This is a genomic window from Streptomyces californicus (assembly GCF_000717645.1).
Lineage (GTDB): Bacteria > Actinomycetota > Actinomycetes > Streptomycetales > Streptomycetaceae > Streptomyces > Streptomyces californicus.
In genome coordinates, this window is record NZ_JNZZ01000031.1 from 22932 (window position 1) to 41108 (window position 18177).

Below are 18177 nucleotides of genomic sequence, written 5' to 3' on the forward strand. Positions count from 1 at the left end.
CGCCCGGCCGCGCACGGCCGGTCGGCCGCCCCCCCTCCGCACACCTCCCGCTCGCCGGGCGGGCCCGTCGTCTCAGGCCCGCCCGGCGAGTGCGAGCGTCCGGCGGGCGGAGGCCACCACCGCCGCGTCCACGAACCTCCCGTCCGGCAGCGCCAGGGCGCCCTCCTCCACCGCCGAGGCCGCGACGATCCGCTCGGCCTCCTCCACCTCCCGCGCCGTCGGCAGGTACGCCCGCTCGATCACCTCCAGCTGGCGCGGGTGGATCGCCGCCCGGCCGAGCATCCCGAGCGCCCGCCCCCGCGCGCACGAGGTCCACAGCCCGTCCAGGTCCCGCACGTCCGGGAACACCGACTGGACCGGCGGCGGAAGGGCCGCCGCCCGGGCCGCCACCACGACCCGGCCGCGCGAGAAGTCCAGCCCCGCGTCCTCCCGTACGCCCAGATCCGCCCGCAGGTCCGCCTCGCCGAGCGCGATGCCGTGGACGGCGTGGTGCGCCGAGGCGATCGAGTACGCGTGCTCGATCGCGAGCGCCGACTCCAGCAGCGGATACAGCGGTACGCCCGGGGCCACGGCCGCCACATGGTGCACCGAGACCGCGTGCGTGATCTTCGGCAGCCGGAACGCGGCCAGCCCCGGCAGCTCCGCCAGCGCCAGGACGTCGTCCTCGCCGTGCACCCGCACATGGACCGGAACGGCGTCGGGGGCGGCGGTCACCGGGTCGCCGAGGAGCTCGGCGGTGGCGGCCCGCGCGTACTCCTTACGGCCGGGGGCGACGGCGTCCTCCAGGTCGACGATCACCACGTCGGCCCCCGAGCCCAGCGCCTTGGCCACCACCTCCGGCCGGTCCCCGGGCACGTACAGCCAGGTCAGCGGCGGTCGTACGGTGTCGGGGCGCGGGTCCTCCGGCAGCGGCGGCAGGGGCGCCGCCGGGTCCTGCGGCCGTGGCGGGAGGGGCGTGTCGCAGCCGGTCACAGCGCCCCCTGGTCCCGCAGCGCGGCGATCCGGGACGCCGAGAGGCCGAGCCCGGTCAGGATCTCCTCGGTGTCCGCGCCGTGCGGGCGGCCCGCCCACCGGATGCCGCCGGGGGTCCCGGAGAGCCGGAAGAGGACGTTCTGCATCCGCAGCGGCCCCAGCTCCGGGTCGTCGACCTCCGTGAGGGTGCCCAGCGCCCGGTACTGCGGGTCCTCCACCACGTCCCGTACGTCGTGGACCGGCGCGACCGCCGCCTCTGCCTTCTCGAAGGCGTCCAGCACCTCGTCGCGGCCGTGCCGGGAGATCCAGTGGCCGACCGCCGCGTCCAGCTCCTCGGTGTGCTCGGCCCGGGTGGTCCCCGAACCGAACCAGGGCTCCTCGATGAGCTCGGGGCGGCCCACCAGGCGCATCACCCGCTCCGCGACGGACTGGGCGGAGGTGGAGACCGCGACCCAGTGGCCGTCGGCGGTGCGGTAGGTGTTGCGCGGGGCGTTGTTGCGCGAGCGGTTGCCGGTGCGCGGCTGGACGTAACCGAGCTGGTCGTACCAGAGGGGCTGCGGGCCCAGCACGGTGAGGATCGGCTCGATGATCGCCAGGTCCACCACCTGCCCCGCGCCGGTTTTCTCCCGCCCGGCGAGCGCCGCCATCACCGCGTACGCCGTCGCCAGCGCCGCGATGGAGTCCGCGAGCCCGAACGGCGGCAGCGTCGGCGGCCCGTCCGGCTCCCCGGTGATCGCCGCGAAGCCGCTCATCGCCTCGGCCAGCGTCCCGAAGCCGGGGCGGTGCGCGTACGGTCCGAACTGGCCGAAGCCGGTGACCCGGGCCAGCACCAGGCGCGGGTTGACCGCGTGCAGTTCCTCGGGGCCCAGGCCCCAGCGCTCCAGGGTGCCGGGCCGGAAGTTCTCGACGACGACGTCGCTCTCGGCGGCCAGCCGCAGAAGGACGTCCCGGCCGCCGGGAGCCGAGAGGTCGAGGGTCAGGGTGCGCTTGTTGCGGCCGAGCAGCTTCCACCACAGGCCGACCCCGTCCTTGGCGGGCCCGTGCCCGCGCGAGGGGTCCGGCCTGCGGGGGTGCTCGACCTTGATCACGTCGGCGCCGAAGTCCCCGAGCATGGTGGCGGCGAGGGGGCCGGCGAAGAGGGTGGCGAGGTCGAGGACCTTCAGTCCGGTCAGCGGTCCCGCGGCGGTGTCGTTCACGATGCCTCGATCTCGCTGCGGTAGGGCATGGACGTGGAGGCGCCGGGCTTCTGGACGCAGAGCGCGGCGGCCGACGACGCGAACGCCACGGCCCCGGCAACCGGCCGCCCCTCGCCGAGCGCCACGGCCAGCGCGCCGACGAAGGTGTCCCCGGCCCCGGTGGTGTCGACGGCCGTCACCGAGGGGGCCTCGAAGAGCACGGGCTCGCCGCCCCGGGCCGCGTACAGGCAGCCTTTCGCACCGAGCGTGATGATCACCTCGGGGACCTTGCGCAGCAGGATCTGGGCGGCGGCGTGCGGCTCGTCCTGTCCGGACAGCTCGGCGGCCTCGTGCTCGTTGGGCACCAACAGGTCGATGTGGTCGTAGAGTTCGTCGGTCAGCGGCTGTACGGGGGAAGGCGTCAGGATGGTCCGCACGCCCTGCGCGTGGGCGGCGCGCGCCCCCTCGACGACGGCGGACAGGGGCAGTTCGAGCTGCATCAGCAGCAGTTCGGAGGCGGCGATCGCCGCGATCTCCCCGGGGCCGAGCGCGGTGAGAACCCCGTTGGCGCCGGGGACCACCACGATCGCGTTGGACCCGGTGTCGTCCACCACGATGTGCGCGGTGCCGCTCGGGCCCTCGGCGGTGTGCAGCAGATCGGTGTCCACCCCCGCGTGTTCGAGGCCGTCGCGCAGGAGCGTCCCGTACGCGTCGTCCCCGACCGCGCCGATCATCATCACCTCCCCGCCCGCGCGGGCGGCGGCGACGGCCTGGTTGGCGCCCTTGCCGCCGGGGATCGTCCGGAACTCCCGTCCGGTGACGGTCTCGCCGCGCCCGGGGGCGCGGGCCGTGTAGGCGACGAGGTCCATGTTGGTGCTGCCGAGCACCGCGATGCGGGTCATGGGCGCAGAGCCTCCTGGTGGGTCAGTGCGGCGAGGGTGTCGAAACCGACCCGGTCGAAGCCGGGTACGGAGGTGGCGAGCCGGTTCTTCAGCGGGGCGGTCCACCGTTCGGGCAGGGCGTCCGGCCGGCCGGCCAGCAATCCGGCGAGCGATCCGGCGGTGGCCCCGTTGGAGTCGGTGTCCCAGCCGCCGGAGACCGCGTCGCCGATGGACCGGGTGAAGTCGCCGTCGGCGTGGGTGAGGGCGGCGGCCAGCAGCGCGGCGTTGGGCAGGACGTGCACCCAGTGGTGGGTGGCGTCGTAGACGGCGTGCAGCCGGTCCACGACGGTGTCGAACTCCCGCTCCGTACGCGCGGTCCCGACGCCGAGGCGGATCGCGCGGGCGTACCGGGAGCGCGGGGGCACCACCCGCAGCCCGGCGGCCAGGCAGCCGTGCACATCGCTCTCGCCCCCGGCGGCGACGGCGAGCGCGGCCGCCGTGAACATCGCGCCGTAGACGCCGTTGCCGGTGTGGGTGAGGACCGCGTCGCGGTGCGCCTGGGCGGCGGCCCCGGCCGGGTCGCCGGGGTGGGTCCAGCCGTGCACGTCGGCCCGGATCTGCGCCCCGATCCACTCCCGGAACGGGTTGCGGAGGCGGGCGGTCCGCGGCGGTTCGACACCGGCCAGCAGGTTGCCGTACGCGATGCGCTCGGCGGTGAACGCGCGCCCGGCCGGCAGCGCGTCCAGCCAGAGCCGGGCCAGGTCGGCGGTGGTGAAGGAGCGCCCGTGCCGCTGGAGCAGCAGCAGGGTGAGGAGCGGGTGGTTCAGGTCGTCGTCCTCCGGCATGCCGTCGATGTTCTCGGCCAGCGAGGTGGGGGCCGAGCGGCGGTTCCAGGGGTGGGCGGCGAGCAGGCCGGCGGGCACGCCCCGGGCGGTGAACCAGGTGGAGAGCGGCCAGTCGCCGGCGGCCCTGGCCAGTGCGCGGATCCCGTCCAGCGGCAGCTTCTCCACCGGCTTGCCGAGGAGGCAGCCCGCCGCCCGCCCGAGCCAGGCCGCGTGCAGCCGGTCCCGGCCGACGGTGGGCGCGGCCTCCGGCGGGCCCGGCCAGTGCGGGCAGGCGGCCACGATCGCGTCCAGGTCGGTCGGCTCGTCGGCGGCCAACGGCGATTCCAGTGCGGCGAGTTCGTCCAGCAGCTCACCGGCCAGCGCCCGCAGGCGCGGCGGTGCGGGCGGCTCGGACGCGCCCGCGCGGTCCGGGGCGGGACCGCCCCCGGCGGCGTACCACCGTTCCGCGATCTCCCGGGCGTCCCGGCCGTCCTGCGCGGCCTGCCGCAGCTCGTGCCCGACCAGGTCCTCGGGCTGCACCCAGGTGAGGCGGACGGGCGCGTGGGCGTTCACCGCTCACCGGCCAGCGCGGTGAACGCCTCCTCGTGGGCCGCGCGCCGCTCCAGGTCCCGGGCGAAGACCTCCCGGGCCACCCGCGCCAGCGCCCGCGCCGGGGCCTCCAGGTCCAGCCGGCTCGCCTCCGCGACCGTCGTCGCCCAGTCGTGCGGCACCTCGCCGCCCAGCGCGCCCGCGAGCGCGCCGCTCATCGTGGCGATGGAGTCGCAGTCGCGCCCGTAGTTCACCGAACCCAGCACCGTACGCCGGTAGTCGCCGCCCCCGACCAGCAACATCCCCAGGGCGACGGGGAGTTCCTCGATGGCGTGCAGCCGGGAGGGGCGGCGTGCGCCGAGGGCGGGGGAGCGGTAGTCGGGGCCGACCGTGTCGAAGGGCGTGACGGCCGCGCGCAGCGGGAGCAGCGCCGCCTCGAAGTCGTCGTGGCGCGCGGCGACTTCGCAGACCGCCTCGATCGCGGCCCGGGTGCCGTCCTTGGCCGGTGCGAGGGCGGCGTCGATCACCGTCTCCGGTGTCGCGCCCGGACGGCACGCGGCGGCGACGGCCGCCGCGAACACCCCGGCGGCCTCCCTCCCGTACGACGACTGATGCGGGGCGGCGACCTCCAGCGCCTCGGCGTAGGCGGCCTCGGGGTGGCCCGCGTTGACCAGGCCGACCGGGGCCATGTACATCGCCGCCCCGCAGTTGACGATGTTGCCCGCCCCCGCCTCGCGCGGGTCCACGTGCCCGTAGTGCAGCCGGGCCACGATCCACTTCTCCGCCAGGAAGATCCGCTGGAGCGGCAGCGCCTCGGCCTCCAGCTCCGGGATCCAGCGCGGCGCGAGGAGATCGGGGACGAGGTGGTCGGCGACGGCGTACGCGTCGAGGTGGTCGCGGACCTTCTCGTAGACGCGGATCAGCGCGTGGGTCATCAAGGTGTCGTCGGTGACGTGCCCGTCGCCCTTGTGGTACGGGGCGACGGGGCGCGCGGTGCGCCAGTCGTCGCCGTACCAGGGGCCGACGATCCCGGTCACCCGGCCGCCGTGGCGTTCGGCGATCTGCTCGGGGGTCCACCCCTCGACCGGGCCGCCGAGCGCGTCGCCGACGGCGGCGCCGACGAGGGCCCGGGTGATGCGTTCATCGAGTCCGGGCGTGGCGGGGGAGTGCGTCGGGTGCGAGGGGGCGGGCGCGGCTGCCGTGGCCGTTGTGGGCGTCATGCCGGAATTGTCCACCCGAGGTAGCCGGTTCCGTGGCTGCCAGCAGCCCGGCGAGTTCGATCAGGTCGGTACCGGCGAGCCGGGGCAGGGCGCACCCCGCGAGCGTCCGGCACGCCTCGCGCCAGCCCGCCGGCACGGCGCTGACCGAGCCGATCGCCCCGGTCAGCGCCCCGGCCAGGGCGGGGGCGGAGTCCGCGACCCGGGAGAGGCAGGCGGCGGCGGGGAGCGCCTGGGCGATCCCGCCCCGGGCGGCGGTGGTGAGGGCGAGGGCGACGGGGACGGTCTCGGCCGCCGCGATCCCGTAGCTGTAGACGTGGTCCACGATCTGGTGCTCCAGGACCGGGACCAAGGCGAACGCCCCGGCCGGTTCGTCCGCGAACTCCCGGGCCAGACGGACCGCGTGCACGGCGTTGCGGGCGATCTCGGTGCCCTCGGGGAGCCGGTCGAGGGCCGCGTCCACCACGGTGTCGACGTCCGCCCCGGCCAGCGCCACGGCGATCGCGGCGGCCATCGCCCGCGCCCCGTGCACTCCGTCGCCGTCCTGCGTGTAGCGGGCGTCGAACTCGGCGAGCGCGGCGGCCCCGTCCGGATCGCCCGGGTGGACCACGGCGAGCACGGCCGCCCGGACGCACGCGGCGTCGTCGAAGTAGTGCGGGTTGTCGTGGCCGGTGGCGGGCGGCCGCAGCCCGGCGGCCAGGTTGCCGAGCCCGGCCCGCACCGAGATCCGGGCGCGCAGCGGGAGCACCGCCGCCTCGACCTCGGGGGCCCGCGCGCTGGCGGCGGCGACGGTCGCGGCCAGCGCGTTCCAGGCCCGGTCCACCGCGTCCCGCATCCGGCGCCCGCAGGGGAGCCCCGCCGCGTCGTCGGCCGCCGCCAGCACCGTACGGGCGGCGAACGCGGCCCACTCGGCGTCGTCGGACGGGCCGAGCCGCAGCGGCTCGGGCGGCTGGTTGAGCGCGATGGGCACCGGCAGCGTGGTGGTGGCGTTCTGCTCGGCGAAGGTGTCCAGTTCCCGGGTGAGCCGCCGGGTCCACTCGGGCATCCGGGCCGCCCGGTGCCGGGCGGCGGGCCACCCGGCGGCGTCCCCGGCGGCCAGCCCGAGCAGCAGCCCCTCGATCCGGGCGCGGCGGGAGGGGGCCGGGGCCCCGGTCGCGGTCCGTGGTGCGGTCATCGCTCCTCCCCCGCAGCCTCGAAGGAGGCCGCCGCCGACGCCATGTCCCGTACGGCCGAGGGCTCGCGGCCGCCTCCCCGTCCCCGCGTCGCCCGCGCCGGGGAATCCGCTCCTGGGCCGTCCGGGGTCAGCAGCTCCGCGATGTCCAGCACGTGGTAGCCGCGCATCGAGGGCAGGCAACTGCCCCGGACCGGGCCGATCGCGCCCGCCCAGTGCGGCGGGACGGCGCTCTCGCCGTTCAGCGCCCCGGCCAGCGCCCCCGCCACCGCCGCCGTCGTGTCCGCGTCCCGGCCCATGTTGACGGCCGTCAGCACCGCCGCCGGAAAGTCCCCGCGCGCCGCCGTGAACGCCCCGAACGCCAGGCCCACCGCCTCCGGCGCGAGGTCCGTCCACGGGTAGCCGGCGATCACCACCGCCGAACGCACCGCCCGCTCCATCGTCAGCCGGTCGGGGTAGGGGCGCTGGGCCGCCGCCACCGCCCGGCGCAGCGACCGAGCCGTCCAGGAGTCCATCGGGACCACCGAGAGCGCGGCCGCGACCACGGAGGCGAGGCCCGAGCCGACCATCGCCGCGGCCACCCCGGCCGCCACCGCCTGGCCGCCGTAGATGCCCTCGCCCTCGTGGCTGACCCGGCCGTCCACCGCGACCAGCCGGGCCGCCTCGGCGGGACGGCCCGCCGCGAACACCCCGAAGGGGGCCGCCCGCATGGCGAGGCCGTCGCTCCAGGCGTGCCGGTGCTGCGCGGAGATCGGCGCGGCCAGGCCCCGCCGCAGGTTCTCCAGGGTGCCGCGCTCGCTGAACCCGGCGCCCCGGAACGGGCCCTCGTCCAGGTCGGCGATCCAGTGGTGCCACGCCCGCTCCACATCGGAGACGTCGAGCGCGGAGCCGTGCCGGGCCAGCAGCAACCCGGAGAAGATCGCGTACTCCGTGTCGTCGGTGCCGGCCGGGTCCTCGCTCACGAACCCCTCGATCCGCCCCCAGCGGCGGCGGATCTCGGAGGGCCGCAGATTCTCCGCCGGAGCGCCGAGCGCGTCCCCGACCGCCAGCCCCAGCAGCGCGCCCCTGGCCCGGTCCCGGAGGGCCGCCGTGCTCCCCGTCGTGCCGGGGTGCGCCGCCGTACCCCCGCCGCCGTCCCGCGCGTGCGCCGCGCTGTCGCCGCCCGCTTCCCCGTTCACCGCGTCACCGTTCACCACGCCGTCCTTCCGCTCGTCCGGCGGGAGGGGTCCCGGACCCCGGGCGGTGTCCGCGTCCGGGGCCGGGGCCGTCTCCGGGCCCTGCCCGCATCTGTGCCACGCGGTGGGCGGGGAGAGGCGGAAAACATGCGGAAAGGGGCCGGTCGGATGACGGCCGAAGTAGCTGAGGCTCACCTTTCTTCGCAGGTCAGAGCGGGTGTAGGGCAGCCTTGCCTTGCTGGCGGCGACCACTCGGACGGCGTAGTTTGGACTTTGTCGAAAGTTGTACGCAAGGGGGTACGGCGGGTGGCAGTCCACCCCGCCGTCACGAGGGGAGAGCCGCACCGTGGCCATCATCGAGACCGACGCCGTTCTGCACGAGGCGCACCGGGACAACCACACCCACCGGGATGTCAACGGCGGCTGGCTGCGTCCCGCCGTCTTCGGCGCGATGGACGGCCTGGTCTCCAACCTCGCCCTGATGACCGGGGTGGCGGGCGGCGCGGTCTCGCAGCAGACCATCGTGATCACCGGACTCGCGGGGCTCGCGGCCGGGGCCTTCTCCATGGCGGCCGGCGAGTACACCTCCGTCGCCTCCCAGCGCGAGCTGGTCGAGGCGGAGCTGGACGTCGAGCGCCGCGAACTCCGCAAGCACCCCAAGGACGAGATGGCGGAGCTGGCCGCGCTCTACGAGTCCCGGGGCGTGGACGCCCCGCTGGCCCGCGAGGTCGCCCGCCAGCTCTCGCGCGATCCCGAGCAGGCGTTGGAGATCCACGCCCGCGAGGAACTGGGCATCGATCCGGGCGACCTGCCGTCCCCGCTGGTGGCCGCGGTCTCCTCCTTCGGCGCGTTCGCCCTGGGCGCCCTGCTGCCCGTCCTGCCCTACCTCCTGGGTGCGAGCGCCCTGTGGCCCGCCGTGCTCCTGGCCCTGGTCGGGCTCTTCGCCTGCGGTGCGGTGGTGGCCCGGGTGACCGCCCGCAGCTGGTGGTTCAGCGGACTGCGCCAGCTCGCCCTCGGCGGTGCGGCGGCGGCGATGACGTACGGACTGGGCACCCTGTTCGGCGTGGCGGTCGGCTGACCCCGGCGCGACCCGGCCGCCGCGACCGGGCCGCCGGGCCGCCGCGTGCGACCGGCGCTGCCCGGCCCACCGCGCGCGTGCGGACCTGACGCGGCCTCGCCGCGTGCGCGCGGGTCCGACGCGGCCCGCCCCGCTCATGCCGCCCGCCGGCCCGACCGGACCGCCCGGACGGCGCAACCGCCCCGCGACCCCGTGTGACGTACGTCTTGGCTCCTGCCACTGGGCGGGACGGACCGCGCCGCCGTAGAATGAGATGCTATGCAGAGCTACACATAAGTAGCCATTACTCGGTGGTTTCGTTTCCTCGGCCGCCGGGCAAGAGCCGTAAGCACCGCAGGCAACGACGCCTGCTCTCTGCGACTCCCCGGGCGCCGATCGTCCCGACAGCGACCCACTCCTGGTACATCCGGTCACCTCTGCTCACCCAGTCGTTCCCGGTCCCCATGATGTCCGCATGTTGGAACAAGCCTTCCGCTTCTTGAGAAGCGCCCCATCATGTAACCTGCACGAAATTTCGCAGAGGGCCAACGTCGTCCCTCGGCACCGCACATGCCACGACGACGACGGGAGAGCCGATGCGTAACCACGCCTGGTCGCCCATGGACGGTCGCCCCGCCCAGCAGGGGATGTACGACCCCCGTAACGAGCACGACGCCTGTGGCGTCGGGTTCGTGGCCACTCTGACCGGTGTGGCCAGCCACGAGCTGGTCGAGCAGGCGCTGACCGTGCTCCGCAATCTCGAACACCGCGGCGCCACCGGTTCCGAGCCCGACTCCGGCGACGGCGCCGGCATCCTCTGCCAGGTCCCCGACGCCTTCCTGCGCGCCGAGACCCCGTTCGAGCTTCCCGACGCGGGTTCGTACGCCGTCGGCATCGCCTTCCTGCCCGCCGACGGCACCACCGAGGCCGTCCGCACGATCGAGACCATCGCCCGCGAGGAGGGCCTGACGGTCCTCGGCTGGCGCGACGTCCCGGTCACCCCGGCCCTGCTCGGCAACGGCGCCCGCGCCACCATGCCCGAGTTCCGCCAGGTCTTCGTCGCCGACGGCGAGTCCTCCGGCATCGTCCTGGACCGCAAGGCGTTCGTCCTGCGCAAGCGCGCCGAGCGCGAGGCCGGAGTGTACTTCCCCTCGCTCTCCGCCCGCACCCTCGTCTACAAGGGCATGCTCACCACCGGGCAGCTGGAGCCGTTCTTCCCGGACCTCTCCGACCGCCGCTTCGCCTCCACGGTCGCCCTGGTCCACTCCCGGTTCTCCACCAACACCTTCCCGAGCTGGCCGCTCGCCCACCCGTACCGCTTCGTCGCGCACAACGGCGAGATCAACACGGTCAAGGGCAACCGCAACTGGATGAAGGCCCGCGAGTCCCAGCTCGCCTCCGAGCTCTTCGGCCCGGCGCAGCTCGACCGCATCTTCCCCGTCTGCACCCCCGACGCCTCCGACTCCGCTTCCTTCGACGAGGTCCTGGAGCTGCTGCACCTCGGCGGGCGCTCGCTGCCGCACGCGGTGCTGATGATGGTCCCCGAGGCGTGGGAGAACCACGACTCCATGGACCCGGCCCGGCGCGCGTTCTACCAGTACCACTCCACGATGATGGAGCCCTGGGACGGCCCGGCCTGCGTCACCTTCACCGACGGCGTCCAGGTCGGCGCGGTCCTCGACCGCAACGGTCTGCGCCCCGGCCGCTACTGGGTCACCGACGACGGCCTCGTCGTGCTCTCCTCCGAGGTCGGCGTCCTCGACATCGACCCCGCGAAGGTCGTCCGCAAGGGCCGCCTCCAGCCGGGCCGGATGTTCCTCGTGGACACCGCCGAGCACCGCATCATCGAGGACGACGAGATCAAGGCGTCCCTCGCCGCCGAGCAGCCCTACCAGGATTGGCTGGAGACCGGCGAGATCGAGCTGAGCGACCTGCCCGACCGCGAGCACATCGTGCACACCCACGCCTCGGTCACCCGCCGCCAGCAGACCTTCGGCTACACCGAGGAAGAGCTGCGCGTCATCCTCGCCCCGATGGCCCGCACCGCCGGCGAGCCCCTCGGCTCCATGGGCACCGACTCGCCGATCGCCGCGCTCTCCGAGCGCCCCCGGCTGCTCTTCGACTACTTCACCCAGCTCTTCGCCCAGGTCACCAACCCGCCGCTGGACGCCATCCGCGAGGAGCTGGTCACCTCGCTGCGCTCCTCGCTCGGCCCCCAGGGCAACATCCTGGAGCCGACCGCGGCCGCCTGCCGCAGCGTCACACTGCCGTTCCCGGTGATCGACAACGACGAGCTCGCCAAGCTGATACACATCAACGCCGACGGCGACATGCCGGGCATGAAGGCCGCCACCCTCTCCGGCCTCTACCGGGTCAGCGGCGGCGGCGACGCCCTCGCCGCCCGCATCGAGGCCATCTGCGGCGAGGTCGACGCGGCCATAGAGGACGGCGCCCGCCTGATCGTCCTCTCCGACCGGCACTCCGACGCCGAGCACGCGCCGATCCCCTCGCTGCTGCTCACCTCCGCCGTCCACCACCACCTCATCCGCACCAAGCAGCGCACCCAGGTGGGTCTGCTGGTCGAGGCCGGGGACGTCCGCGAGGTCCACCACGTCGCCCTGCTCATCGGCTACGGCGCCGCCGCGGTCAACCCGTACCTCGCCATGGAGTCCGTCGAGGACCTGGTCCGCGCCGGCACCTTCATCCAGGACGTCGACGCCGAGCAGGCCATCCGGAACCTGATCTACGCGCTCGGCAAGGGCGTCCTCAAGGTCATGTCCAAGATGGGCATCTCCACCGTCGCCTCCTACCGCGGCGCCCAGGTCTTCGAGGCCGTCGGCCTCGACGAGGCGTTCGTCGCCACGTACTTCAACGGCACCGCCACCAAGATCGGCGGCGCCGGCCTGGACGTCATCGCCAAGGAGGTCGCCGCCCGGCACACCAAGGCGTACCCGGCCTCCGGCATCGCCGCGTCCCACCGCGCGCTGGAGATCGGCGGCGAGTACCAGTGGCGGCGCGAGGGCGAACCGCACCTGTTCGACCCGGAGACCGTCTTCCGCCTCCAGCACGCCACCCGCAACCGGCGCTACGACATCTTCAAGCAGTACACGGACCGGGTGAACGAGCAGTCCGAGCGCCTGATGACGCTCCGCGGCCTCTTCGGCTTCACCTCCGACCGGGCCCCGATTTCCGTCGACGAGGTCGAGCCCGCCTCCGAGATCGTCAAGCGCTTCTCCACCGGCGCCATGTCGTACGGCTCCATCTCCCGCGAGGCGCACGAGACGCTCGCCATCGCGATGAACCGGCTCGGCGGCAAGTCCAACACCGGCGAGGGCGGCGAGGACCCGGAGCGCCTGTACGACCCGGAGCGCCGCTCCTCGATCAAGCAGGTCGCCTCCGGCCGCTTCGGCGTCACCAGCGAGTACCTGGTCAACGCCGACGACATCCAGATCAAGATGGCCCAGGGCGCCAAGCCCGGCGAGGGCGGCCAGCTGCCCGGCCACAAGGTCTACCCGTGGGTCGCCAAGACGCGTCACTCGACGCCCGGCGTCGGCCTCATCTCGCCGCCGCCGCACCACGACATCTACTCCATCGAAGACCTCGCGCAGCTCATCCACGACCTGAAGAACGCCAACCCGCAGGCCCGCATCCACGTGAAGCTGGTCTCCGAGGTCGGCGTCGGCACGGTCGCCGCCGGTGTCTCCAAGGCCCACGCGGACGTCGTCCTCATCTCCGGCCACGACGGCGGAACGGGCGCCTCCCCGCTGACCTCCCTCAAGCACGCGGGCGGTCCCTGGGAGCTGGGTCTCGCCGAGACCCAGCAGACCCTGCTGCTCAACGGCCTGCGCGACCGCATCGTCGTGCAGACCGACGGCCAGCTCAAGACCGGCCGCGACGTCGTCATCGCCGCGCTGCTGGGCGCCGAGGAGTTCGGTTTCGCGACCGCCCCGCTCGTCGTCTCCGGCTGCGTCATGATGCGCGTCTGCCACCTGGACACCTGCCCGGTCGGCATCGCCACCCAGAACCCGGTGCTCCGCGAGCGGTTCTCCGGCAAGGCCGAGTACGTCGTCAACTTCTTCGAGTTCATCGCCGAAGAGGTCCGCGAACTCCTCGCCGAGCTCGGCTTCCGCTCCCTCGAGGAGGCCGTCGGCCACGCCGAACTCCTCGACACCGACCGGGCCGTCACCCACTGGAAGGCGCAGGGCCTCGACCTCGCCCCGCTCTTCCACGTGCCCGAGCTGCCCGAGGGCGCGGTCCGCCACCGCGTCGTCGAGCAGGACCACGGACTGCCGAAGGCGCTCGACAACCAGCTCATCAAGCTGGCCGCCGACGCGCTCGGCGCACCGAGCCCCGAGGCCGCCCAGCCGGTCCGCGCCCAGGTCGCGATCCGCAACATCAACCGGACCGTCGGCACCATGCTCGGCCACGAGGTGACCAAGAAGTTCGGCGGTCCGGGCCTGCCCGAGAACACCATCGACATCACCTTCACCGGCTCGGCCGGCCAGTCCTTCGGCGCGTTCGTGCCGCGCGGCGTCACCCTGCGCCTGGAGGGCGACGCCAACGACTACGTCGGCAAGGGCCTCTCCGGCGGCCGGGTCATCGTCCGCCCCGACCGGGGCGCCGACCACCTCGCCGAGTACTCCACCATCGCCGGCAACACCATCGGCTACGGCGCGACCGGCGGCGAGATCTTCCTCCGCGGCCGCACCGGCGAACGCTTCTGCGTCCGCAACTCCGGGGCGCTCGTCGTCTCCGAGGGCGTCGGCGACCACGGCTGCGAGTACATGACCGGCGGCCACGCCGTCGTCCTCGGCGAGACCGGCCGCAACTTCGCCGCCGGCATGTCGGGCGGCATCGCGTACGTCATCGACCTGGACCGCGACAACGTCAACGTCGGCAACCTCGGCGCCGTCGAGGAGCTGGACGACACCGACCGGCAGTGGCTGCACGACGTCGTGCGCCGCCACCACGAGGAGACCGGCTCCACCGTCGCCGAGAAGCTCCTCGCCGAGTGGGACACCGCCGTGACCCGCTTCAGCAAGATCATCCCGTCCACGTACAAGGCAGTGCTCGCCGCCAAGGACGCCGCTGAGCTCGCCGGTCTCTCCGAGCAGGAGACCACCGAGAAGATGATGGAGGCGGCGACCCATGGCTGACCCCAAGGGCTTCCTGACCACCGGACGCGAGGTCGCCCAGACCCGCCCCGTGGCCGAGCGCGTCAAGGACTGGAACGAGGTCTACGTTCCGGGCTCGCTGCTCCCGATCATCAGCAAGCAGGCCGGCCGCTGCATGGACTGCGGCATCCCGTTCTGCCACAACGGCTGCCCGCTCGGAAACCTCATCCCCGAGTGGAACGACTACGCCTACCGCGAGGACTGGACCGCCGCGTCCGAGCGGCTGCACGCCACGAACAACTTTCCGGAGTTCACCGGGCGGCTGTGCCCGGCCCCCTGCGAGTCGGCGTGCGTGCTCGGCATCAACCAGCCGGCCGTCACCATCAAGAACGTCGAGGTCTCCATCATCGACAAGGCGTGGGACAGCGGCGACGTCACCCCGCAGCCGCCCGAGCGCCTCTCCGGCAAGACCGTCGCCGTCATCGGCTCGGGCCCGGCGGGACTCGCCGCCGCCCAGCAGCTGACCCGGGCCGGCCACACCGTCGTCGTCTACGAGCGCGCGGACCGCATCGGGGGCCTCCTCCGGTACGGCATCCCCGAGTTCAAGATGGAGAAGTCCCACATCAACCGGCGCATCGAGCAGATGCGCCTGGAGGGGACCAAGTTCCGTACGGGGGTGGAGATCGGCCAGGACATCGACGCCGCCAAGCTCCGCCGCCGCTACGACGCGGTCGTCATCGCCGCCGGCGCCACCGTCTCCCGCGACCTGCCGGTCCCCGGCCGCGAGCTGAACGGCGTCCACTTCGCGATGGAGTACCTGCCGCTCGCCAACAAGGTGCAGGAGGGCGACCTGACCGTCGCCCCGATCCACGCGGGCGGCAAGCACGTCGTCGTCATCGGCGGCGGCGACACCGGTGCCGACTGCGTGGGCACCGCCCACCGCCAGGGCGCGGCCTCCGTCACCCAGCTGGAGATCATGCCGAAGCCGGGCGAGGACCGGAACGCGAATCAGCCCTGGCCGACCTTCCCGATGCTCTACAAGGTCACCTCCGCGCACGAGGAGGGCGGCGAGCGGGTCTACTCCGTCTCCACCACCCACTTCGAGGGCGACGAGGACGGCAACGTCCAGGCCCTCCACCTGGTGGAGGTCGAGTTCAAGGACGGTAAGCTGGAGCAGAAGCCCGGCACGGAGCGGCGCATCCCCGCGCAGCTCGTCACGCTCGCCATGGGCTTCACCGGAACCGACCAGTCCAACGGTCTGGTCCAGCAGTTCGGCCTGGAGCTCGACCAGCGCGGCAACGTCGCCCGCGACGAGCACTACGCGACCAACGTCGACGGCGTCTACGTCGCGGGAGACGCGGGACGCGGCCAGTCGCTGATCGTCTGGGCGATCGCCGAGGGCCGCTCCGCCGCCCGCGGAGTCGACCGCTTCCTGACCGGGACCAGCGCCCTGCCGGCCCCGATCCGCCCGACGGACCGGTCCCTGCTGGTCTGAGCACCACCCCGGGTTCCCCCTGGGCCACGCGGCCCGGGGGAGCCCCCCATCACGTCCCGTACAACGGCGTACGGAACTGAACGCGGCGCCTGCCTGTCCCCGACCGGACTTCAGCGGGCGCCGTGGCGCGTCCGGGGGCGGTTTCCCGCCACGGCGCGCACGGGCGACGGGCGAGCGGGGCGGCGCCCCTGAGAGCCCGCCCGGCCGCCCGGGGGGGTACCGGGCCCGGTCGTCCCTCCGCGACCGCGCCCGCCTCAGCCGGCCCTCCGGGACCCCGCTCGCCTCAGCCGCCCGTCCGGGACCGCGCCCGCCTCAGCCGCCTGTCAGCGCCGCGGTCTTCAGCGCCACCGCCACCGCGAACAGCCCCAGCAGCACCAGCCCGCCCGCGAGCTGGACCGACCAGGTGCGCAGCCTGGGCGGTGCGAAGGCGAGCCCGTACGTCACCAGGGCCCCGGTCAGCAGCCCGCCCAGGTGACCCTGCCACGAGGTGAACACGGCCGAGATCAGCATCCAGATCAGGAATCCGGCCATGAAGCGGTTGACCGCCGCCATGTCGTGGCCGAGCCGCCGGTGGATGACCCAGTACGCGGCGGCCAGCCCGAAGACCGCACCGGAGGCGCCGACCGTCGAGGTGTCCGGAGCCAGCAGGTAGACCAGGACCGAGCCGCCCACCGCCGAGAGCAGGTACAGCGCCAGATAGCGGGCCCGGCCGAGCTGCCCCTCCACGGCCCGGCCGATGTTCCACAGCGCGAGCATGTTGAACAGCAGGTGCATCACCCCGAACGAGGCGTCCGGCGGCATGTGCAGGAACGCCCCGGTCACCAGCCGGTACCACTCGCCGTCCGCGATGCCCGTCAGCTCGTACCCGGGGAACGTGTCGCCCCGGTAGTAGTACTGCTCCCCGTCCGGCCCGGTCAGCGCCGCCCCGAGCACCGCGAACCTGTCCACGATCTCCGGCCGCACCACCTCGGCCACGTAGGCCAGGACGTTCAGCGCCATCAGCGCGTACGTCACCACCGGTGTCCTCGCCCCGGACACCGCGCCGCCGAAGACGGTGCGGGCCTGGCGCACCGAGCGCTGCCCCTCCTTCACGCACTCCACGCAGTGGTGGCCGACCGATGCCTCGCGCATGCAGTCCGGGCAGATGTATCGGTCGCAACGGGTGCAGCGGACATACGTCTCGACGGACGGATGGCGGTAACACGTGGGGGCGGCGGCGGCCTCCATGGCCGGCTCCTTCACTGGGGGTGGGCAACGGGGCCGAACAGAGGCGGCGGCGATCAAGATAGCGAACCGGCGTGACGGTGCGGGGGGCCGGGGTGGCCCCACGGGTGGCCTACGCTCGGGACGCGGGCGGTGCGCAGCGGCCGACACCGTGCCCGACGAGGACCACGACGTGCACACGGCCCCGGGCCGGGACGGGGGACCACCACATGACCGTACGCATCCTGCGCGCCGCCGACCCCTGGAAGAACGGCGGAGGGACCGTCCGGGAGATCGCTGCCGGACCCGAGGGCGCGGGGACCGACGCCTTCGACTGGCGGGTCAGCCTCGCGGACGTCACCGCCGACGGGCCGTTCTCCGCGTTCCCGGGCGTGGACCGCGTCCTGACCGTGGTCGAGGGCGCGGGCATGGACCTCGTCGTCGGCGGGGAGCACCACATCGTCGACGAGCCCCTGTGGCCGCACGGCTTCCCCGGTGACCTGCCCACCGAGGGCTTCCTGCTCGGCGGCCCGGTCGTCAACCTCAACGTCATGTACCGCAGGGCCCGTACGCGGGCGGAGACCGCCGTCATCTGCGGCACGGTCCGCCTGCTGCCCCCCGAGGGCGGTGCGGTGCTGGCCGTCTCCCTGGACGACGGGGCGGAGCTGGAGGGCGGGCACGACGTCCGGCTGGACCGCTACGACGCGGTGCTGGCGACCGGGGAGTGCCCCGGGGTGCTCCGGACGATGGGCCGGGCGGTGCTGGTGACCCTCTCGGAGGTGTGACCGCCCACCCCTGCGCGGGGGGAGATACCGGGCTGACGGCTCGACCGCCTCGAAGGTACCGTCACCCGCATGCCCGTACACGCGCCCGGCCCCGTGGTGATCCGCCGTTACGCCCCCGCCGACGAGAACGCGGTGATGGACGTCTGGTCCCGGGCCGGCCGTGCCGCCCATCCCTTCGTCCCCGGTGAGGGGGAGGGGGAGCGTGCCCGCGAGATGCGCGAGATCCATCTCGTCCACGCCGAGAACTGGGTCGCCGAGTCCGACGGCCGTGTGGTGGCTCTTCTGGGCCTCATGGGCGCCGAGATCGGCGGCCTCTTCGTGGCTCCGGAGGCCCAGGGCACCGGAGTCGGCCGGCGCCTGGTCGACCATGCGGCGGCCCTCCACGGCCGCTTGTCCCTCGACGTGTACGAGAAGAACACCGGGGCGCGGAGCTTCTACGCCCGGACGGGCTTCGAGGAGGAGAGCCGCCGGGTCGACGAGGAGTACGACGAGGTCATGCTGAGGCTCGTCCGGAAGGCCCCCGAGGACCCTGCCTGAAGACCGGAGGACGGGCGTCCGG

13 protein-coding genes are annotated in these 18177 nt (G+C 74.0%); 5 read left to right on the forward strand and 8 right to left on the reverse strand.

Annotated features, from left to right (window positions below; translation table 11 throughout):
* Positions 1-72: 72 nt before the first annotated feature.
* Genes IF19_RS0130080 through IF19_RS0130110 form a run of 7 tightly spaced genes read right to left on the reverse strand, consistent with a single transcriptional unit; the run spans position 73 to position 7847 of the window.
* A complete protein-coding gene (locus IF19_RS0130080) occupies positions 73-972 on the reverse strand; it encodes an HpcH/HpaI aldolase/citrate lyase family protein (RefSeq protein WP_374411466.1) in 900 nt (299 codons plus the stop codon).
* Positions 969-2168: a CaiB/BaiF CoA transferase family protein gene (locus IF19_RS0130085; protein WP_030191758.1), complete on the reverse strand. Its 1200-nt coding sequence runs from the start codon at positions 2166-2168 to the stop codon at positions 969-971. The genes IF19_RS0130080 and IF19_RS0130085 overlap by 4 nt, the downstream gene beginning before the upstream one ends.
* Positions 2165-3049, reverse strand: coding sequence for a ribokinase (gene rbsK / locus IF19_RS0130090; RefSeq protein ID WP_030114348.1), 885 nt, complete (start codon positions 3047-3049; stop codon positions 2165-2167). Before rbsK ends, IF19_RS0130085 begins: the two co-directional genes overlap by 4 nt.
* On the reverse strand, positions 3046-4425 hold the full coding sequence (locus IF19_RS0130095) for an ADP-ribosylglycohydrolase family protein (protein ID WP_030277282.1): 1380 nt from the start codon (positions 4423-4425) through the stop codon (positions 3046-3048). The genes rbsK and IF19_RS0130095 overlap by 4 nt, the downstream gene beginning before the upstream one ends.
* Entirely contained in the window at positions 4422-5621 is a 1200-nt protein-coding gene (locus tag IF19_RS0130100; protein ID WP_030114351.1) for an ADP-ribosylglycohydrolase family protein, read from the reverse strand. Before IF19_RS0130100 ends, IF19_RS0130095 begins: the two co-directional genes overlap by 4 nt.
* Positions 5542-6792, reverse strand: coding sequence for an ADP-ribosylglycohydrolase family protein (locus IF19_RS0130105; protein WP_030277280.1), 1251 nt, complete (start codon positions 6790-6792; stop codon positions 5542-5544). Before IF19_RS0130105 ends, IF19_RS0130100 begins: the two co-directional genes overlap by 80 nt.
* On the reverse strand, positions 6789-7847 hold the full coding sequence (locus IF19_RS0130110) for an ADP-ribosylglycohydrolase family protein (RefSeq protein WP_050493780.1): 1059 nt from the start codon (positions 7845-7847) through the stop codon (positions 6789-6791). The genes IF19_RS0130105 and IF19_RS0130110 overlap by 4 nt, the downstream gene beginning before the upstream one ends.
* Before the next feature lie 463 nt (positions 7848-8310).
* On the opposite strand from IF19_RS0130110, the gene IF19_RS0130115 reads away from it, so the two are divergent.
* The 3 genes from IF19_RS0130115 to IF19_RS0130125 all read left to right on the forward strand — a co-directional run bounded on the left by IF19_RS0130115 (position 8311) and on the right by IF19_RS0130125 (position 15630).
* Positions 8311-9042, forward strand: coding sequence for a VIT1/CCC1 transporter family protein (locus IF19_RS0130115; RefSeq protein WP_030114356.1), 732 nt, complete (start codon positions 8311-8313; stop codon positions 9040-9042).
* 575 nt (positions 9043-9617) lie between these two features.
* A complete protein-coding gene (gene gltB, locus IF19_RS0130120) occupies positions 9618-14177 on the forward strand; it encodes a glutamate synthase large subunit (protein ID WP_030114357.1) in 4560 nt (1519 codons plus the stop codon).
* Positions 14170-15630, forward strand: a complete 1461-nt coding sequence (locus IF19_RS0130125) for a glutamate synthase subunit beta (RefSeq protein WP_030114358.1) — start codon at positions 14170-14172, stop codon at positions 15628-15630. The genes gltB and IF19_RS0130125 overlap by 8 nt, the downstream gene beginning before the upstream one ends.
* Before the next feature lie 312 nt (positions 15631-15942).
* Here the strand turns inward: IF19_RS0130125 and IF19_RS0130130 are convergent, their stop codons facing one another.
* Entirely contained in the window at positions 15943-16857 is a 915-nt protein-coding gene (locus tag IF19_RS0130130; RefSeq protein ID WP_030114359.1) for a rhomboid family intramembrane serine protease, read from the reverse strand.
* A gap of 206 nt (positions 16858-17063) precedes the next feature.
* On the opposite strand from IF19_RS0130130, the gene IF19_RS0130135 reads away from it, so the two are divergent.
* Both IF19_RS0130135 and IF19_RS0130140 read left to right on the forward strand, forming a co-directional pair.
* On the forward strand, positions 17064-17618 hold the full coding sequence (locus IF19_RS0130135; RefSeq protein WP_030114360.1) for a HutD/Ves family protein: 555 nt from the start codon (positions 17064-17066) through the stop codon (positions 17616-17618).
* Positions 17619-17687: 69 nt separating this feature from the next.
* Complete coding sequence (locus IF19_RS0130140; RefSeq protein ID WP_030114361.1) at positions 17688-18155, forward strand: GNAT family N-acetyltransferase; 468 nt, start codon at positions 17688-17690, stop codon at positions 18153-18155.
* Positions 18156-18177 lie beyond the last annotated feature (22 nt).

What these genes read in the sequence shown, in the direction of transcription:
- IF19_RS0130105 (WP_030277280.1), bottom strand. Translation starts at nt 6,792, where the DNA reads ATGACCGCACCACGGACCGCGACCGGGGCCCCGGCCCCCTCCCGCCGC.
- IF19_RS0130130 (WP_030114359.1), bottom strand. Translation starts at nt 16,857, where the DNA reads ATGGAGGCCGCCGCCGCCCCCACGTGTTACCGCCATCCGTCCGTCGAG.
- IF19_RS0130100 (WP_030114351.1), bottom strand. Translation starts at nt 5,621, where the DNA reads ATGACGCCCACAACGGCCACGGCAGCCGCGCCCGCCCCCTCGCACCCG.
- rbsK (WP_030114348.1), bottom strand. Translation starts at nt 3,049, where the DNA reads ATGACCCGCATCGCGGTGCTCGGCAGCACCAACATGGACCTCGTCGCC.
- IF19_RS0130125 (WP_030114358.1), top strand. Translation starts at nt 14,170, where the DNA reads ATGGCTGACCCCAAGGGCTTCCTGACCACCGGACGCGAGGTCGCCCAG.
- IF19_RS0130140 (WP_030114361.1), top strand. Translation starts at nt 17,688, where the DNA reads ATGCCCGTACACGCGCCCGGCCCCGTGGTGATCCGCCGTTACGCCCCC.
- IF19_RS0130135 (WP_030114360.1), top strand. Translation starts at nt 17,064, where the DNA reads ATGACCGTACGCATCCTGCGCGCCGCCGACCCCTGGAAGAACGGCGGA.
- gltB (WP_030114357.1), top strand. Translation starts at nt 9,618, where the DNA reads ATGCGTAACCACGCCTGGTCGCCCATGGACGGTCGCCCCGCCCAGCAG.